This is a genomic window from Cohaesibacter celericrescens (assembly GCF_002866925.1).
Taxonomy (GTDB): domain Bacteria; phylum Pseudomonadota; class Alphaproteobacteria; order Rhizobiales; family Cohaesibacteraceae; genus Cohaesibacter; species Cohaesibacter celericrescens.
Genome location: NZ_PKUQ01000042.1, coordinates 234726 through 251712 on the forward strand (window position 1 = coordinate 234726; position 16987 = coordinate 251712).

Genomic DNA, 16987 nt, shown 5'->3' on the forward strand with positions numbered 1-16987 from the left:
CCAATAGCCGCCCTACCGTCGTTTCAAAGGAATCAAAGAAGTGTGCCAGAGGATGACAGTTAGGTCACCCTCTGGCTTGGGAGGACGCGGCTTAGTAACCTGCGGCTTCCATTTCATCAGCCGTCAGCGCCTGCGCTTTGGCAAGGGCTTCTTCTGCGGTCTGTTGCCCAGCCAGAGCGGCCGAGAATTCCTGACCAACCTGAGTTGCGATCCCTGCAAATTCAGGAATGGCCGCGAACTGCACACCAACATACGGCACAGGCTTCACTGTCGGGTTGTTCGGATCTGCGGACAAGATGCTTTTCAAGGTCATCTCAGCAAAAGGCACAGATTTGTAGTTCTCATTTTCATACAGCGAAGTGCGAGCTCCTGGGGGGACGTTTGCCCAGCCTTCATTGGCTGCAACGAGCTCAATATATTCTTTCGAGGTTGCCCACTGGATAAATTCCTTGGCAGCAGCTTCTTTTTGAGTGCCAGCGGGAATACCAAGAGCCCAAGCCCAAAGCCAATTTCCACGCTTACCTAGGCCTGTATCAGGAGCCAACGCAAAGCCGACTTTGTCTGCTACAGTTGAATCCTTGGGGTTGGTCACAAAGGACGCTGCCACAGTAGCATCGATCCACATGCCACATTTGCCCTGTTGGAACAGAGACAGGTTTTCATTGAAGCCATTGTTGGAGGCACCTGGAGGCCCTGCTTCAGTCATCAGATTGATATAGAAGTTGAGAGTGGTCGCCCATTCTTCGCTATCGAACTGAGGCTTCCAGTTTTCATCAAACCAACGAGCACCGAAGGCATTGGAGGTTGCGGTCAGGAAGGCCATATTCTCGCCCCAGCCAGCTTTACCGCGCAAACAAATGCCATATATCTCTTTGTCTTTGTCGGTCATTGCACGCGCTGCTTTGGCAACAAAATCCCAAGTGGGAGCTTCAGGCATTTCAAGCCCAGCAGCTTCCATCAGATCTGTGCGATACATGATCATGGAGCTTTCGCCATAGAATGGCGCAGCATAGAGGGTTCCGTCTAGGGACAAGCCACCACGCATTGCGGGCAGAATATCATCTGTATCATAATCTGCCGAGAAATCATCCAGAGCAACGAGCCAACCATTCTTGGCCCAGATCGGGGTCTCATACATGCCGATGGTCATAATGTCGAACTGACCGCCTTTGGCGGAGATATCAGTTGTGACTCGCTGGCGAAGTACGTTTTCTTCCAACGTAACCCACTCAACCTCATGGCCGGTTTTTTTGGTAAAATCACCGGTCAACTTCTGCATACGGATCATGTCGCCGTTGTTCACTGTAGCGATCGTCAACGTTTCAGCCATAGCGGTCGTAGCAAGCGCACCAATGGCGCACGCACTCAACAGAGTGCGGATCTTAATGGTCATGATATTCCTCCCAGAATACGAGCAAATGCTCAAGCTATGAGCAAATAATCACTTATAGACCTACCAATTGTCAAGCGACTTTTTCAAAAGCGCTCGGAAAACCAGATCAGCAGGGCAAGAAGAATCTATTTATCAATCTGTTAACAATTTTATTGCGGTGTGCTCATCTGTGATCAAACCAGTAAGCAGGCCCCCTTTAAGGGCCGCACGCAATGCGGGTATTTTGCCTTCTCCTGCGGCAATACAATAAACCGGCATGGTCCCCACTCTAGTGCTCACGACACGTTGATTGAGGGGATGATCAATGAATAAACCATCTTTATCGAAAACCTGACCACAGATCTCACCGACCGCTCCGGCCGCTTGGAGGCTTTGATGCTCATCCTTGGTCAAAAACCCATCCAGAAATAACGGGGCCTTCTCTCCCATTTGGCCAATCCCGACGATCGCCAGATCAGACCCTTCAGCCATTTTTTTGGTCGCCTTCACATGTGGCAGCGACACATAGAGATCGCGCTCTTCTAATGACTGGGCAATCACGGGAGCAGGCATGGGATAGTATTTGGACGAGGTCTTTTCTGCCAATCGCATGATCGCTTCATACATGCTTGCAGACCCGTCCGGTGCAACATTACCAATCAGTGAGACCAATTTGTGAACGGATCCATTCACTGGATGGATGTGTTTGACCATCATTCTCAAGGTCCTGCCTGTCCCAACGGCAAAACACTGCGGCTCGGTCGTTGCGAACATGTGCTCGATGATGTTGGCAGCAAAGGGAGCCAATCCTGTCAAGGCATCGGTCTCGGCGCCAAGCCCAGGAGAAACCCACGCGTGTTTGAGATCGAATTTATTCTTCAAACTGCGTTCCAGCTCGAGACAATCGGCAATTTTGTGTTCTATGCGGACATGGATCAGGCCCTGGGTACCCGCACGCGCGACAAGCCGCTGCGCCCGCTGCCTTGAAATGCCCAATTCGTTGGCAATCTGATCCTGCGTCAAACCTCCAACAAAGGACAACCAAGCTGCCCTAGCGGCAAGATCCATCGGTGATTGCTCTTTGTCATGTTCATTGTTGCGGACCATTGGAGTTAGACTCCTCTCTTCAATTCAGGGGCGAGGCGAAACATGTCGGCAAAGGAGGAGAATCTCTTGTGCGCGGCAACACTATTTTGTGCGTCAAAAGTTTGTCCTGCCAAATGGCTTCCCCCGGCAAAATGCCAAACCTGCATTCCGGCAGCCAAACCTGATGAAATTCCTGCGAAGGAATCTTCGATTACCAAGCATTTTTCTGGCTTGGTATCATGTTTGGAGGCAGCCAGCAAAAACAAATCCGGAGCCGGTTTTCCGTTGGCCACTTCAGACGCAGTGGTAATGCGTCCTTTAAATTGGTCGGTCAATCCGACTATTTCAAGAGATTGCTGAACGCGGGCAGGACTGGAACTGGTTGCCAGACAATAGGGCACTGCCAATAGGTCCAGCACCTCGCGGACACCTGGCATAATTTTTAGATCGTTTTGAAAAGCTGCGATAAGGCGCGCTCGATAATCGGCTTCGAAGTTGTCCGACAATTCTATGTCAAAATCCTGACGAATTTGGGTTAATACCACCGGATAGCTGCGGCCCAAAAAATGTCTCGCAATATAATCCAGATCCAAATTTACGCCATAAGTTGCCAGTTCATCTATCAGCATGTGAGCTGAAATGATTTCGCTGTCAATTATCACGCCGTCACAGTCAAAAATCACCAATTCGCAATCAATCATCATGCTTCCCCCCAAAGTGGCGTTTCATTATTGGCAGCGGATTGTCTGTTGAGTGTTTGAGATGGGAAACCATCCTTTGTCAAGGTTTGGTTCCTCGTATCAGGTCACGGTCAACCGAGATTGTTCAAGTGTGGCTCCCCGCAGCGGTCTTGCACAGATAAATTCATCATGCCCGCACCCATGGTCGTGCATAACGTTAGCGAAAAAGGGGAAATCACCACCGTTTGTGACACTGCGGGCATTCCCTGAGCGACTTTAGGCTATGAGCCTTATTGATCGGTGTCAATGCGTTACGCACTTGTGAGCGTAGCGTCGAAACAGTTGTTTCTGCGCCAATTTCCACAACAATTTCTTTTAGTTGGCCAGAGTCGCAACAAGGGAGGAAACTATATGTCCGATCGCAAACCTGAGGGCGGTCGAACGACCGACGCGCCTGTAAAATCCCACCAGCCCTTTGCTGATGGTGATGCTGTTGCGTGTTTTCCAATTGTCTCGCGAACTGATTTTTCCGAGACAACTTTTTTGCTCGAAATTCACCACCCGATGATGGCCAAGGCGGCGAAGCCGGGGCAATTTGTCATTGTCATGGTCAATGAACACGGGGAACGTGTTCCTCTAACCATCGCCGATTTTGATCGCGTTAAGGGTACCATTACGCTGGTTGTGCAAGCGGTTGGAAAATCCAGTCGCGAGATGCAGGACGCGTGTCAGGTTGGTGGATCGATTTTTGCGATTGTTGGCCCGATGGGCATTCCTAGCGAAGTCTCCAACGCCAAAAAGGTGATTTGTGTGGGCGGCGGCTTGGGTGTTGCCCCCATCTTTCCGCAAGCGCGTGCCTTCAAAGAAGCCGGTGCTTATGTAATCGGTGTCGTCGGCTTTCGCTCAGCCAATTTGATGTTCTGGGAGGAAAAATTCAAATCGGTTTGTGATGAATTTGTTGTTTGTACGGATGACGGCTCGGCTGGCATCCACGGATTGGTAACCCAAGGCATAGAGCAGGCCATCATCGCCCATGGCGACATTAATGAGGTGGTCGCAATCGGACCACCTATTATGATGCGCGCCTGTGCCGAGACAACGCGCCCGCACAAAATCAAAACCATGGTCAGCCTCAACCCCATTATGGTGGACGGAACCGGCATGTGTGGGGGTTGCCGAGTGCGTGTAGCAGATCGCATCAAATTTGCCTGCGTAGATGGTCCCGATTTTGACGGTCATGCCGTCGACTTTGACGATCTATTGTCCCGTCTTCATCGCTATAAACCGGAAGAAAAGCAGGCAATGGAACGCTACTCAGACAGTTGTCGCCGTTTGTCGCTTGATCCAACCAAAGCCAATGATACAGGCACCCAAACAGCCATCGAAACGGGGGGACAGTAAATGGCCCGCAAAACAATTCGGACCATTCCGCAGGAACGCGCGGTTATGTCGGTTCAAGACCCTGAGGTGCGTTCCAAAAACTTTGATGAAGTGTCGCATGGCTTTGATCTGGAAAATGCCATGCTGGAATGCGAACGCTGTTTGATGTGTCCGGAACCGGCCTGTATCGCAGGGTGTCCGGTCAGCATAGACATCCCCGGTTTCATCGCCAAAATGCTCGAGAAAGACCATCGCGGCGCCTATGATCTGCTTACCGACTCCACACAGCTGCCCGCCGTATGCGGCCGGGTTTGCCCTCAAGAAGATCAGTGCGAAGGCGTATGTGCCGTTGGTGTCGGGACTGATCTGGAACCGGTGGCCATTGGCCGTCTGGAACGTTTTTTAGGCGACATGGCCATCGAAAAAGGTTGGCAAAAGACAAGCCATATCGTCGCCAACCGGTTCCGTGTTGCCATTGTCGGGTCAGGGCCTGCCGGTATGGCTTGCGCCGCAGATTTAGCCAAAGCGGGTTGCTCTGTCACCATCTACGAAGCGCTGCATGCCCCAGGCGGCGTGCTACGGTACGGCATCCCTGAATTTCGCCTCCCCAATACCGTGGTTGACGCAGAAATTGCCAACCTCAAAGCGCTTGGGGTTGAGTTCCAGTGCAACATACTGGTCGGCCGACTGTTTACCATCGAACAGATGCTCGACGACATGGGGTTTGATGCGGTCTTCATAGGGGTTGGAGCGGGAACGCCGCATTTCATGGATATTCCAGGTGAGAATCTCAATGGGGTTCTCTCCGCCAACGAACTGCTGACCCGTTGTAATTTGATGCATGCAGGTGAATTCCCCAAATATGACACGCCACTGGGACTTGGTCGCCGTGTCGCGGTGATTGGGTCTGGCAATACGGCGATGGATGCCATGCGGGTTTCCTTGCGGTTGGGAGCTGAAGAAGTGCATTGCGTTTATCGGCGCTCCGAAGTGGAATGCCCAGCACGTCGCGAAGAATTACACCATGCCCAAGAAGAAGGTGTCACCTTCCATTGGCTGACCAATCCGGTCGAATTGCTGGGAGATGCTGATAACAATGTTCGCAGTATCCGCTGCATTCAGATGGAACTGGGTGAGCCCGATGCATCGGGCCGCAGGCGCCCCGTGCCTGTGGCCGGTAGCGAGTTCGACTTTGATGCAGACACGGTGGTCTATGCCATTGGCACATCGCCCAACCCAATTTTGGGCCAAACCTCTCATATTGGTCTGAACAAATGGGGCTATATCGATACCGATGACAGCCTCGCCACATCCTTGGCCGGTGTGTATGCCGGAGGCGATATTGTGACCGGCGCTGCCACCGTTATTCAAGCGATGGGCGCAGGCCGCAAAGCGGCGGACAGCATCCGGCGATATCTCGGAATTCGCTCTTCAGGCGTGGTCTATAAACCCGAGCAATCCGGGTTTGATGGCAGCCTGTTTGGCATTGATCTTGCCGAGCAAAATTTTAACCGTATTCGACTGACCTGAAGAGCGGGACACAGCAATGACTTCGGATGGCATTCACACATACGCCAACAACAAACCACTTTACGATGCTGGCCTGATCGGTATCGCAAACAATCAACCGCCTGAGGCAATTGTTCTTGACGAACATATAGTCGAGATCGTCAGCGATTCCGGTGAAGGAGCACAGAGATGTGGTCAATCGCTGGCGGCAATCGCAGCCCGTTCAGGCAACGGTATCTGGACGGTCGAGATTATTCCGGCCGAAATTCAGCCACCACAACGCTCTGTTGCAGGAGCCAGCGGCAATCGGGTTCGCATGGCTGCCCACAAGGTGACCAACGTCGGAGACGAGGCTGATCTGGTCGTTGCCTTCAATGAACAAGTGTTGCTCAGCCGCCTGCGCGCCGGTGAAATCAAACAGGGTGCCACAATCCTGATTGAGGAGATGTGGAAGGCAGATGGCAACCCCAAGATCGTCGCCGCCTATGACGCGGTGGTGGCCGAAGTGCGGGCCGCAGGCTATCGCCTGTATGAAATTCCGATGGAGGCCGAGTGCCAGAAATATGTGCCAGACCCGCGCAAGGGCAAGAATATGTTCGTTCTGGGCATGTTGTGCGCCATCTATAGTCTTGATGAAGCATTGTCTCAGGCGCAGGTCGGACTGACCTTTGCCAAAAAGGACCAGAAAATCATCAATGCCAATCTGGAGCTATTGGCCGCAGGGCGGGCATGGGCCGACACCAATCTTGACCTGAAATATAAGATCCCCGCCCCCGCTGTTGAAAAGCCCCAAATTGTGACCAATGGCAATGCAGCCCTAGCCTTGGGCGTGGTCGCATCGGGCATGGAAGTCTGTGCGATGTATCCCATCACACCGGCAACATCGGCGTCGCATTATCTATCCAGCATCTTTGAAAAAGTTGGCTGTGTTGTCCATCAGGCAGAGGATGAAATAGCTGCGGCGACGTTTGCCATCGGCGCATCCTATGCCGGCAAATGCGCGGTCACGATCACATCGGGGCCGGGATTGTCACTCAAACAAGAAGCTTTGGGCTTGGCAGTGATGACTGAAATCCCGCTAGTGGTGATCAATGTCCAGCGCGGTGGACCAAGCACCGGCCTGCCAACCAAGGTGGAACAGGGCGACTTGATGGCAGCCATGTTTGGTGGCCACGGCGACGCACCGAAGATCGTGATGGCAGTGGATTCCATCGAGGATTGCTTTTACTCGGTCATCACGGCGCGCAAGATCGCAGAGACCTTTAATATGGTGGTTGTGATCCTGTCCGATGCGGCCTTGTCTACTGCACAGCAACCCTTTGACCGGCCCAATTTCAACGCCGCTTGGCTGGCTCCTCCTGTCAACCAAAGCGCCGTACCAGAAGACGCTCGTCCCTATGATTGGGATGAACGCACAGGCATCGCGACACGGTTCATTCCCGGCCAACCCAATGGCATGCATTGCCTGACCGGCCTTGCGCATGATCGGGACAGCCATGTGGCCTATGACCCCAAAATCAACGAAGAGGGACTGCTGAACCGCAGTCGCAAACTTGCTGCCTTCCAAACAACATTAAGGCTGGCACCTGTCTTTGGCGGGGAGGATGGCGAGTTGCTGCTGATCGGTTGGGGCAGCACCCGCGGCGCCATTGAGGAAGCCGTCACAGCCATGCGAGCCAAAGGACACGCAGTGTCTTCGCTGCATTTGAAATATCTCCAGCCAATGGCATCGGGGATCGACGAAGTGATGCGCCGCTTTGGTACGGTGATGACCATTGAAAACAACTGGAATGATCCAAAGGATGATCCTTTGATCACACCTGATAACCGGCGTTATTCCCAACTGGCCATGTTGTTGCGATCCCGCTGGCTGGTCGATGTGGATTGTTGGGGGAACGCGCGCGGTCAACCGCTAAAACCTGCCGCAATCATCAAGGCCGCACTAAACAAACTTGGAAAGGCATAGGGGAGAGATATGACCGCTTCAATGAGTCAATGTCTGATGCAGATGGTGCATACTGACTATGCCATCAAGGATTATCAGAGCGAAATTGCGCCCCGCTGGTGTTCTGGCTGTGGCGATACCGGCATTCTCACCGCCATGCAACGTCTGTGCAGGGATGAGCAGTTGCCACCCGAGAAAACCGTTTGTGTTTCGGGCATCGGATGCGCTTCACGTTTGCCCCATTATATGAATGCCTATGGCTTTCACGGTATCCATGGCCGCGCATTGCCCATCGCCGAAGGGATCAAAATCCGAAGACCGGATCTGAATGTATTTGTGACCACAGGAGACGGCGATTGTTGTTCCATTGGTGCGGCCCACTGGCTGCATGCGGTGCGCTACAACATGAACATGACCATGCTGTTGCATGACAACAATGTCTATGGCCTGACAAAAAAGCAGGCCTCTCCCACATCACCCAAAGGCTTTAAAAGCAATACCACACCGTTCGGGGCAACTTTGGCACCGCTAAATCCATTAACGGTGACATTGGGTGTTTCCAATGTTTCCTTTGTGGCACAAGTGGTCGACTGGATCCCCGAGCTGCTCTATGAAGTCTTGTCCAAGGCCTATCACCACAAAGGATTTTCTTTTGTGCGCATTTTGCAACGATGCCCCAATTTCATGGAACATCATTTTGATGAGGCCGTGCGTGATCCGCTCAAAACCCGCATTCTGACCCATCAGAACGGGTTGCGATTGAAACCGGAAATTTCGCGGGTCTACAAGAACCAAGAGACCCATGATCCGCTGGATATGACACGCGCTTTGGCGCTTGCTGCCCTTGGCGAAGAAATCCCAGTGGGCATCCTTTATGCCAATCCTACCGTGCCTTGCTATGACGAATTACGCGCAGGTGAACGCCCCAGTACACCTGCATTGGTTGAAACGGTTCTGAACGAAGAGTTTGATAAAATCGGCATTTGGCCAACAGACGCTTCATCGGCACAAGGCGGGGAGTGATCGGTTATGCAAAATACTCAATTCGCACAAAATAACGTCTCCCCAATGGCCCCACAAACCATGAATGACACACAATTGACCACGCTCAAACCAGCGCTTTTTGCCCGTTATGGAGCGCTGGAAAACCTCCGCTATGACTATCCACTGGTCTTGGTAGACAGCGAAGATCAAGCCAACCTGCTACGCCCGCTTAGTCGGATTATCGATGACGTACTCAGGGCTGTTGCGCCACAAGGTCCATCGGGTGAAGAGCTGCGTCAACAGGTTCTAAGCCTTGAACAACGTATGCGGGAGTATGTGTCGCAAGGACGAGAGGAAAATCTCTCGGACCTATGGCATTTGTGTGAAATGGAATTGGTGGAGGAAAGCGGCGAAGACCGCTTTGGTCCGCTTGATCAAAACCTTGACCTTGCCCGCCAGAAAATCAAAGTTGACGGCAAAGTCATTGGCTGCGACGGATCCACGCCCAGCAAGATTCTTTCCCACAGTTGGAAAGCCATGCACAAATTCAGGGCGCGCCGCTTTCGCAACAAGGTGGACGGATTGATTCTGAGACTGACAGACATCCTCAAATCCGACCATATGAAATCTGAAGAAGCTCATGGTGCCACAGCGCTTGCCGCTTCAATGGGAGCAGATGGAGACGGTTCAATTGATTTTTCCGCCCTGTCAGGAGTCTTGCATCGCGCCCGCCCTGAAGACCGTTTACCCACGGATCGCGTGGCGCGGATCAAACATGCTATGCGCGTGCTGCAGTCCCAGGCTTTCTTTGGTCCCGGACGCGCGTCCTACAGCGAACCCGGACATGCGGTCTGCTACAATTATGTCTTCAAAAGCTGTTCTGAAGCACTCGACGCCTATCGGGAACGTTTACCCAGCATGGTTGACTTCACCAAAGCGTTGACTATTGCCGAATTGGAAGTCGATAACAAATATGTGTCGTCGCTGCATGACACAATTTTTGATCGTTTTGATGAAAGCGACCTGACGGCGGAACAAATGGATCTGTTGCCTCCAGCGATGATCTATTTGCGTGACGGCATCACAGACTCGGCCGAAATCGCCCGCGTGTATGAAGCGCTTGCGTGTGGACTGCCGATCAAGGTGTTGATCCAGATTGATGATATTTTGGGCCCAACATCACCAGAGCCTCCGCTCAACTCCTTTGGGGCAGGCACAGCACGACTGGCCACGATGGCGATAGGGCTCAACAATGCTTTTGTGATGCAAACCACAAGTGCCCATCTTTATCGCATGCGGGATTCCCTGATGCACGGCATGCAATATGGCGGGCCTGCTGTATTCAGCCTCTATTCTGGAGCGACCGCAACCGCGCCCGATATCCCGCCTTATATTCTGGCAGCCGCAGCCACCGAATCCCGAGCTTTCCCCAATTTCACCTTTGATCCCTCTGCTGGCACCAATTGGGCCGGACGGTTCGACCTCTCCCAAAACCCGCAGAACCTGACTGATTGGCCAGAGCATGACTTGCTGTATGAGGACCAAGCAGGCAACAGCAAAACGGAACACATGGCTTTCACCTTTGGTGATTTTGCAATCTGTGACAGCCGCTATCGCCGGTTCTGTCATGAGGTTCCTCGCACACAATGGCGTGGCGACATGGTGCCATTGGCTGACTGGCTCAAGGTGCCAAAAGACTCAAACGACATCCAGAGCCCTTATGTATTTGGTGTTGAAAGCGACAAGCAATTGCTAAGGGTCGTTGTCGACGACAAGATCATCAGTGCAGCACGACGGTGCAATGACGCTTGGGGTAGGTTGCAGGAACTGGCAGGCATCAACAATTCACATGCGCAGGCACTATTGGCAGAAGAGCGGAAAAAACGCGAAGCTCTGGCGCGGGAATTGGCAGCCAATGTTGCGGCTGCGCCCGTGTTTCCTGCTGTGCCTGTCGCGGCATCGTTACCCGTTGCACCTGCAGCGGGTGAAGCGGCGCCAGAAATCCAGCCAGAAGCATCAGAGGATCCAGACCATTCAGACGGACTTGCATGGATCGAAACGCCTCGTTGCACCACCTGCAATGAATGCACTCAGGTCAGCAATACGTTGTTTGCCTATAATGAAAATATGCAAGCCTATGTGAAGGACCCCGATGGTGGTACCTACCGGCAACTTGTGGAGGCAGCAGAAAGCTGTCAGGTCAGCATCATTCACCCCGGACTGCCGCGCAATCCTGACGAGCCGGATCTGGAAGACCTGATGCAAAGAGCCGAAATATTCAATTGAGCGGGAAACCTGCTTTGAACAACCAACCCCCGACGCTATATGCGCCGAGGGTTTATTTGACTTATTGTGCCGCTTTCTGCGTTTTGTGCGGCATGGCCTGCTCAAGATCAGCCAGAATATCATCCACATCTTCCAGTCCCACTGATAGGCGAATTAAGCCATCGCTGATCATATGCTCGGCACGTTCTTCGGGGGTGTAGGTTGAGTGGGTCATCGAAGCGGGATGCTGGATGAGCGTTTCCGCATCGCCCAAGCTGACCGCGCGCGGAATCATTTTAAGACGGTTCATGAAATCCCGACCAGCGCCCAGACCATCTCTCATCTCAAAGGCAATCATCGCGCCCGACAGAGCCATTTGCTTTTCCGCCAAATCCTTTTGGGCGAAACTCTCCAGGCCAGGGAAGGAAACATGCGAGACGGAGGGTTGAGCCTCCAGCCATTTCGCCACAACCAGCGCCGATGCACAGTGACGTTCCATGCGAAGCGCCAAAGTTTTCAGGCCACGCAGAATCAACATAGCGTTGAAAGGCGCCATCACGGCACCGGTCATGTCTTTCATGCCAAACAGGCGAATTTCGGTGATTTTCTCAAGGCTGCCAGCCACCAACCCAGCCACCACGTCTCCATGGCCCCCCAAATATTTGGTTGCTGAATGCACCACCAAATCGGCACCCAATTCAATTGGTCTGGTCAGATAAGGTGTCGCATAGGTGTTATCGACCACCACTGTCGCATGCGCTTTGTGCGCGATGGCACTGATCGCAGCGATGTCTACCAACCGCATATTCGGGTTGGCGGGGGTTTCGAAATAGACAATCTTTGTTTTGTCACTAATCGCGGCACTGAGATTATCCGGATCGGTCAAATCCAGATGAGTGATGGTGATGCCGAATTTGGTCAGGCCATGGTTCATATAGGCAAATGTGCAGCCGTAGAGCGTTTTGTCGACGATCACTTCATCACCGGGGGCCAGCAAGGTCCAAAGCGTGGAGGTGATAGCACCCATGCCGGAGGATAAAGCCAAACCGGCCTCTGCGCCTTCAAGCGAGGCAATCCTTTGTTCTAATAAGGCGTTGGTCGGGTTGGAAATTCGGCTATAGATGTAGCCTTCCCGCTCGCCAGCAAACATCTCGCCACCCGCTTCTGCAGATTCGAATGCAAAGGTAGATGTCAAATGCAGCGGCGGCGTCAGCGCGCCGTCATTATCCAGCGGATCATAAGCGTGATGAATGGCGCGTGTTGCAAAGCCTTTGGCGGTGTTCTTCATGGGTCTCTCCTGTACGACGTGCTGATCATTGTGATCTGCCTTGCGTGGCAGGTGCTTGCTATTTCAGCCAACTGTGCAATAGATATTGGCATATAATGCCAATATTGAGGATTTTATGGACAAAAAGGATCGTCAGATCATTCGGGCTCTGCAAGAAGATGGCCGCATGACAAACCTGGAATTGGCAGAAAAGGTCAATCTGTCCCCGTCGCCCTGTTTGCGGCGATTACGTAATCTGGAAACATCCGGCGTCATCCGCAGTTTTAGTGCCGATGTGGACCCCGTTGCTTATGGATTGCCGATGACGGTCTTTGTGCGGATAAGATTGGAACGACATAATGAGAAGGAAACGCGTCATTTCGAGCGCCATATTCAGCTGATTGATGAGGTCTTGGAGTGTTATATTCTGACCGGACAAACCGATTATCAATTGCGGGTGTTGGTGCCTGATCTGAATGCCTATGAGGATTTCATCCGCTCACGCATTCACCCGATTGGCGGTATCGCCTCGATTGATACGAGTTTTGTTTTTAGCACGGTCAAAAAGACATCGGTATTTCCGCTGTTGGACTAAACCGGTTAATTCAATTTGCAAGTTGGACCATCCCGAGGCATTAGGCGCTTTGGGCCTCGGGATGGTTTGCGTTGGGCTAGGCCGCTGTGGTGTCTGTGGCGGGATCCGATATTACGCCACGCTCGATCTGATCACGTTCAATGCTTTCGAACAGGGCCTTAAAGTTGCCCTCACCAAAGCCGTCATCGCCCTTGCGTTGGATAAACTCAAAGAAAATCGGCCCGATGACGGTCTTGGAAAAAATCTGCAGCAGGACACGGGTCATCCCACCATCAAGAACCCCTTCCCCGTCGATCAAAATGCCGTTCTTTTTCAGTTGGTCCAGCGGTTCCTTGTGATCTTTCACCCGTTCGTGGGACATATCATAATAGATATCCGGAGGGGCTGGCATAAAACTAATGCCACGCTCGGCGATAGCATCTGTGGAGGTATAAATATCATCGGACCCCACTGCGATGTGCTGGATGCCCTCGCCTTTATATTCGTTTAGATATTCTTCAATCTGGCTGTTTGCATCTGCGCTCTCATTGATCGGAATGCGAATTTTGCCGTCAGGAGATGTCAGCGCCCGTGAGAAAAGGCCCGTTATCCTGCCCTTTATATCGAAAAAGCGAATTTCTTTGAAGTTGAACGCCTGCGCATAAAAGTCATACCAGGTGCTCATGTTACCCCGCATCACATTGTGGGTCAGGTGATCGAGATAATAGAAACCAGCCCCTTGTGGCCTAGGATCCACGTCTTTCAACCAGTCAAATGTGCCTTCATAGGCAGAACCAGCCTCGCCGTAAGTCTCAACAAAATACAATAAAGAGCCGCCGATGCCATAAACGGCTGGGACATCCAGAGTTTTGTCTGCACCGGTATATTCTTTAGCGCCATAGTCGAGAGCGCATTTCAAGGCGTGCCGGGCATCCACAACCCGCCACGCCATGCTCGGCGCACAAGGACCATGGTCCTCCACAAATTGCGCCGCATGTGTGTTGCGCTCGCGGTTGACGATATAGTTGATATCCCCCTGACGGAAGAGCGCTATATCGAGGTGTTTGTGGCGAGCGACTTCTATAAAGCCCATGCTCTCAAACAATGCCTCAAGCACACCAGCGTCGGGATGTGCGAATTCGACAAATTCGAACCCGTCGGTTCCGGCAACATTGACTTCATCAATTATGGCCTTGTCTGCATCGTGCGGAAATGGTCCCATTGTATCCTCCCCAATCTCCCATCATCTAAGGGAATATACTAATTCAAACCCTATGCAAGATGTGCGCAAAATCTACATTTAGCACCCACTCTATGCGCAAGATTTGACAAATTTTCGAGATCTGTGCGATATCAACGCATGGATATGTTTGATCTAAAAATTCTTGATGCCTTGCAACAGGATGGCCGCTTAACCAGTCAGGAACTGGCAACAAAGGTGGGCTTGTCGGCCTCTCAATGTGCCCGCCGTCGTGCCTTGTTGGAACAATCAGGCGTGATATCGGGCTATCACGCACGCCTGTCGAGAGCAGCGGTTGGGCTGGAGTTGATTGTATTTATGGAAATCACATTGGATTCCCATTCGGTTGGTGCGGCTGATCGGCTTTTGGCGTTGATGCAGGCGATGCCGGAGGTGACCGAAGCCTATTCGATGACAGGATCAACGGATTATCATGTCAAACTGGTGGTGCCGGACCTCAAGACCTTATCGCATGTCATCAACAACAAGCTTTTACCACATGAGGGTGTGTCGCACCTCAAGTCTTCCATCGTACTTGATCGTCTCAAGGAGACAGGCACACTGTCACTGTCTCATTTGTGCAAGGCTTGAGGACCGGCCAATTCAATCGCCTTTTTTAAATCCTCAAGATTGCCGACCTGATTGGCAAGAATGAGCACCAAACGCGCATTCATGTCATTGGCTTCATCTTCGCTTAAATCACGCTGGGCGTCGGTCAACGCTTGGTAAAAATTATCCGGATTTTCGATATTAGGTGTGAGGATCAGGCTCATTGTGCATCTCCTGCCGTAGCTCTGGTGATGGCAGCGCAGATCGCATCCGGGTCAAAGGAGCGCCACCGTGCCGCAATATGATGGTCTGGACGGATCAAATAAACAGCGCCTTGGGCGGCATCAAAACGCGCACGGGCGAGGTTTTGTACGTCCGAAAAATCACGCCCTTCAATCACAATTCTGGGCGAAAATGCTCCAGCATCAACATCACTTGCTTCAAGATCAAAGACCAAAAGGGTAAAGCCATCGCCCAAACTCTCAATCAACCAACCGTCCTTGCCGTCACGTTGAACGGGGGCATCGGAAATGCATGTCCCCGGCATCATTTTGCCTGACCAGTCATCCTGATCAGGGGTATTGAGCGGACTATCGCTGTAGGGTGTAGGTTGGGACAAGCGACCCGAATTGACCAAAGGGCGCGCAAACTCATATAGGCGCGAGAGATCGAGCACCGCATTGCGATAGCGATTGGAGGCTTTGTTCTTGGGTGTGATGAAATCGGTAGAGCGGGTGGAATTGAGCAGATTGTCGTCGGCCGCAAAGGCGCGTTCGGCGTGATAGCTGTCAACCAGCGCTTCCGGAGCCTCCTTGCGGATGACCGCTGCTAATTTCCAAGCCAGATTATCGATGTCTTGCACACCGGTGTTGGCACCACGCGCGCCAAAGGGAGAGACCTGATGGGCGGAATCGCCGGCAAAGATCACGCGGCCTTTCCGGAATTCGTCGACCCTACGGCAAGCAAACTGATAAACACTCCCCCATTCCAGCTCAAAATCAACATCATCGCCCAGCATCGCTTTGACACGCGGAATGATATTTTCCGGCTTCTTTTCTTCTTCGGGGTCAGCATCCCAGCCAAGCTGAAAATCCAGCCGCCAGACATCGTTGGGCTGTTTGTGTAATAAGGCTGATTGGCCACGATGAAAATCGGGATCGAACCAGAACCAACGCTCGGTAGGAAACTCGGCCTTCATAACAATATCGGCAATCAAAAAGCGGTCTTGAAAGAATTGACCGGTAAACTCTGCTCCCACCATGTCACGTATGCGCGAATTGGCTCCATCGCAGGCAATTACCCAATCTGCCTTGGTGTGAAGAACACCGTCAGGGGTTTCAACCGTCACATCGGCATGGTCACAATATTGTTCCAATCCGACCAGTTTGTGCTTCCATCGCAGCTCTATCAATGGATTGGCCAGACAGGCCGTGACCAGATATTCTTCGAGATAATATTGCTGCAAGTTGATAAAGGCAGGGATCTTGTGACCCTCTTCGGGCAGCAAATCAAAGTTATAGACCTCAAAGTCGCGAAAAAAGACGCGGCCACGCTGCCACAGCACTCCCTTGTCGATCATGCGGTCCGCGACGCCCAAGCGGTTCCAGATCTCCAATGGACGCTTGGCGTAACATACGGCACGGGAACCAACGGACACCGTGTTGTTATCATCCATAACAACCACAGCAATGCCACGCGAGGCCAAATCGAGCGCAGCGGTCAGCCCGATGGGTCCGGCCCCGACGACTATCACAGCATGACGACTGGCAACGCCGCTTTTTTGCTCGTCTGATTGCGTATAATGGTAAACCGGCCAATCATATGTATCAAGCATCCGCGCTCTCCTTGCCCAGTTCCTTGACATGCAGCCAAGCGGCATGATCTTCAGCAATGGCCAGCATAAAATCCATGTTGAACATCTTGGTATAGCATTCAACTGTTTGCTTGGCGTCTTTGCAGCGGTAGGCCACTTGGTGAATATGATCCACTTTTAGCGCGATGTCGGTCAATCAATTCTCCTCCCAGATCATTGCATTTACAACAAATGTCGTTCAAACATATCGCTAAACTTGACGCAAATCAAGTCGTTGCATTTGCAATGGTGTCATATGCAACGAAAGATCAAGCCACTCTCAT

At 52.2% G+C, this 16987-nt stretch carries 15 protein-coding genes; 7 read left to right on the top strand and 8 right to left on the bottom strand.

Features of this window, described 5'->3' with window-relative positions; all coding sequences use genetic code 11:
- Nucleotides 1-91: 91 nt before the first annotated feature.
- The 3 genes from C0081_RS17745 to C0081_RS17755 all read right to left on the bottom strand — a co-directional run bounded on the left by C0081_RS17745 (nucleotide 92) and on the right by C0081_RS17755 (nucleotide 3162).
- Entirely contained in the window at nucleotides 92-1387 is a 1296-nt protein-coding gene (locus C0081_RS17745) for an ABC transporter substrate-binding protein (protein ID WP_210200554.1), read from the bottom strand.
- 138 nt (nucleotides 1388-1525) lie between these two features.
- Nucleotides 1526-2479 (bottom strand): sugar-binding transcriptional regulator, encoded by a 954-nt coding sequence (locus C0081_RS17750; protein WP_101535188.1) that lies wholly within the window; start codon nucleotides 2477-2479, stop codon nucleotides 1526-1528.
- A 5-nt stretch (nucleotides 2480-2484) separates the two neighbouring features.
- Nucleotides 2485-3162: an HAD family hydrolase gene (locus C0081_RS17755; protein WP_245417986.1), complete on the bottom strand. Its 678-nt coding sequence runs from the start codon at nucleotides 3160-3162 to the stop codon at nucleotides 2485-2487.
- A gap of 387 nt (nucleotides 3163-3549) precedes the next feature.
- On the opposite strand from C0081_RS17755, the gene C0081_RS17760 reads away from it, so the two are divergent.
- Genes C0081_RS17760 through C0081_RS17780 form a run of 5 tightly spaced genes read left to right on the top strand, consistent with a single transcriptional unit; the run spans nucleotide 3550 to nucleotide 11242 of the window.
- A complete protein-coding gene (locus tag C0081_RS17760) occupies nucleotides 3550-4539 on the top strand; it encodes a sulfide/dihydroorotate dehydrogenase-like FAD/NAD-binding protein (RefSeq protein WP_101535189.1) in 990 nt (329 codons plus the stop codon).
- Complete coding sequence (gltA, locus tag C0081_RS17765) at nucleotides 4540-6048, top strand: NADPH-dependent glutamate synthase (RefSeq protein WP_101535190.1); 1509 nt, start codon at nucleotides 4540-4542, stop codon at nucleotides 6046-6048.
- 16 nt (nucleotides 6049-6064) lie between these two features.
- Nucleotides 6065-7993, top strand: coding sequence for a 2-oxoacid:acceptor oxidoreductase subunit alpha (locus tag C0081_RS17770; protein ID WP_101535191.1), 1929 nt, complete (start codon nucleotides 6065-6067; stop codon nucleotides 7991-7993).
- 9 nt (nucleotides 7994-8002) lie between these two features.
- A complete protein-coding gene (locus tag C0081_RS17775) occupies nucleotides 8003-8995 on the top strand; it encodes a thiamine pyrophosphate-dependent enzyme (protein ID WP_101535192.1) in 993 nt (330 codons plus the stop codon).
- 6 nt (nucleotides 8996-9001) lie between these two features.
- Entirely contained in the window at nucleotides 9002-11242 is a 2241-nt protein-coding gene (locus tag C0081_RS17780) for a ferredoxin (RefSeq protein ID WP_146006493.1), read from the top strand.
- Between the two features lie 61 nt (nucleotides 11243-11303).
- Here the strand turns inward: C0081_RS17780 and C0081_RS17785 are convergent, their stop codons facing one another.
- Entirely contained in the window at nucleotides 11304-12509 is a 1206-nt protein-coding gene (locus C0081_RS17785) for a methionine gamma-lyase (RefSeq protein WP_101535194.1), read from the bottom strand.
- Nucleotides 12510-12624: 115 nt separating this feature from the next.
- Here C0081_RS17785 and C0081_RS17790 point away from each other — a divergent pair, with 115 nt between their 5' ends.
- Nucleotides 12625-13083 carry an Lrp/AsnC family transcriptional regulator gene (locus C0081_RS17790; RefSeq protein ID WP_101535195.1) on the top strand — a complete coding sequence of 153 codons (459 nt, stop codon included), beginning with the start codon at nucleotides 12625-12627 and terminating at the stop codon, nucleotides 13081-13083.
- Nucleotides 13084-13159: 76 nt separating this feature from the next.
- On the opposite strand, the gene hppD is transcribed toward C0081_RS17790, so the two are convergent.
- On the bottom strand, nucleotides 13160-14284 hold the full coding sequence (gene hppD / locus C0081_RS17795) for a 4-hydroxyphenylpyruvate dioxygenase (protein WP_101535196.1): 1125 nt from the start codon (nucleotides 14282-14284) through the stop codon (nucleotides 13160-13162).
- 138 nt (nucleotides 14285-14422) lie between these two features.
- Between hppD and C0081_RS17800 the strand changes: the two genes are divergently transcribed.
- Nucleotides 14423-14893, top strand: a complete 471-nt coding sequence (locus tag C0081_RS17800) for an Lrp/AsnC family transcriptional regulator (protein WP_101535197.1) — start codon at nucleotides 14423-14425, stop codon at nucleotides 14891-14893.
- Here the strand turns inward: C0081_RS17800 and C0081_RS17805 are convergent.
- Genes C0081_RS17805 through C0081_RS17815 form a run of 3 tightly spaced genes read right to left on the bottom strand, consistent with a single transcriptional unit; the run spans nucleotide 14875 to nucleotide 16860 of the window.
- Complete coding sequence (locus C0081_RS17805; RefSeq protein ID WP_101535198.1) at nucleotides 14875-15075, bottom strand: DUF2783 domain-containing protein; 201 nt, start codon at nucleotides 15073-15075, stop codon at nucleotides 14875-14877. The genes C0081_RS17800 and C0081_RS17805 overlap by 19 nt on opposite strands.
- On the bottom strand, nucleotides 15072-16685 hold the full coding sequence (locus tag C0081_RS17810) for an FAD-dependent oxidoreductase (RefSeq protein WP_101535199.1): 1614 nt from the start codon (nucleotides 16683-16685) through the stop codon (nucleotides 15072-15074). The genes C0081_RS17805 and C0081_RS17810 overlap by 4 nt, the downstream gene beginning before the upstream one ends.
- Nucleotides 16678-16860, bottom strand: a complete 183-nt coding sequence (locus C0081_RS17815) for a hypothetical protein (RefSeq protein WP_210200547.1) — start codon at nucleotides 16858-16860, stop codon at nucleotides 16678-16680. The genes C0081_RS17810 and C0081_RS17815 overlap by 8 nt, the downstream gene beginning before the upstream one ends.
- Between the last annotated feature and the right edge of the window lie 127 nt (nucleotides 16861-16987).

Excerpts from the sequence above, each read along its gene's own strand:
- C0081_RS17750 (WP_101535188.1), bottom strand. The coding sequence starts at position 2,479 with ATGGTCCGCAACAATGAACATGACAAAGAGCAATCACCGATGGATCTT.
- C0081_RS17755 (WP_245417986.1), bottom strand. The coding sequence starts at position 3,162 with ATGATGATTGATTGCGAATTGGTGATTTTTGACTGTGACGGCGTGATA.
- C0081_RS17760 (WP_101535189.1), top strand. The coding sequence starts at position 3,550 with ATGTCCGATCGCAAACCTGAGGGCGGTCGAACGACCGACGCGCCTGTA.
- gltA (WP_101535190.1), top strand. The coding sequence starts at position 4,540 with ATGGCCCGCAAAACAATTCGGACCATTCCGCAGGAACGCGCGGTTATG.
- C0081_RS17770 (WP_101535191.1), top strand. The coding sequence starts at position 6,065 with ATGACTTCGGATGGCATTCACACATACGCCAACAACAAACCACTTTAC.
- C0081_RS17775 (WP_101535192.1), top strand. The coding sequence starts at position 8,003 with ATGACCGCTTCAATGAGTCAATGTCTGATGCAGATGGTGCATACTGAC.
- C0081_RS17780 (WP_146006493.1), top strand. The coding sequence starts at position 9,002 with ATGCAAAATACTCAATTCGCACAAAATAACGTCTCCCCAATGGCCCCA.
- C0081_RS17785 (WP_101535194.1), bottom strand. The coding sequence starts at position 12,509 with ATGAAGAACACCGCCAAAGGCTTTGCAACACGCGCCATTCATCACGCT.
- C0081_RS17790 (WP_101535195.1), top strand. The coding sequence starts at position 12,625 with ATGGACAAAAAGGATCGTCAGATCATTCGGGCTCTGCAAGAAGATGGC.
- hppD (WP_101535196.1), bottom strand. The coding sequence starts at position 14,284 with ATGGGACCATTTCCGCACGATGCAGACAAGGCCATAATTGATGAAGTC.
- C0081_RS17800 (WP_101535197.1), top strand. The coding sequence starts at position 14,423 with ATGGATATGTTTGATCTAAAAATTCTTGATGCCTTGCAACAGGATGGC.
- C0081_RS17805 (WP_101535198.1), bottom strand. The coding sequence starts at position 15,075 with ATGAGCCTGATCCTCACACCTAATATCGAAAATCCGGATAATTTTTAC.
- C0081_RS17810 (WP_101535199.1), bottom strand. The coding sequence starts at position 16,685 with ATGCTTGATACATATGATTGGCCGGTTTACCATTATACGCAATCAGAC.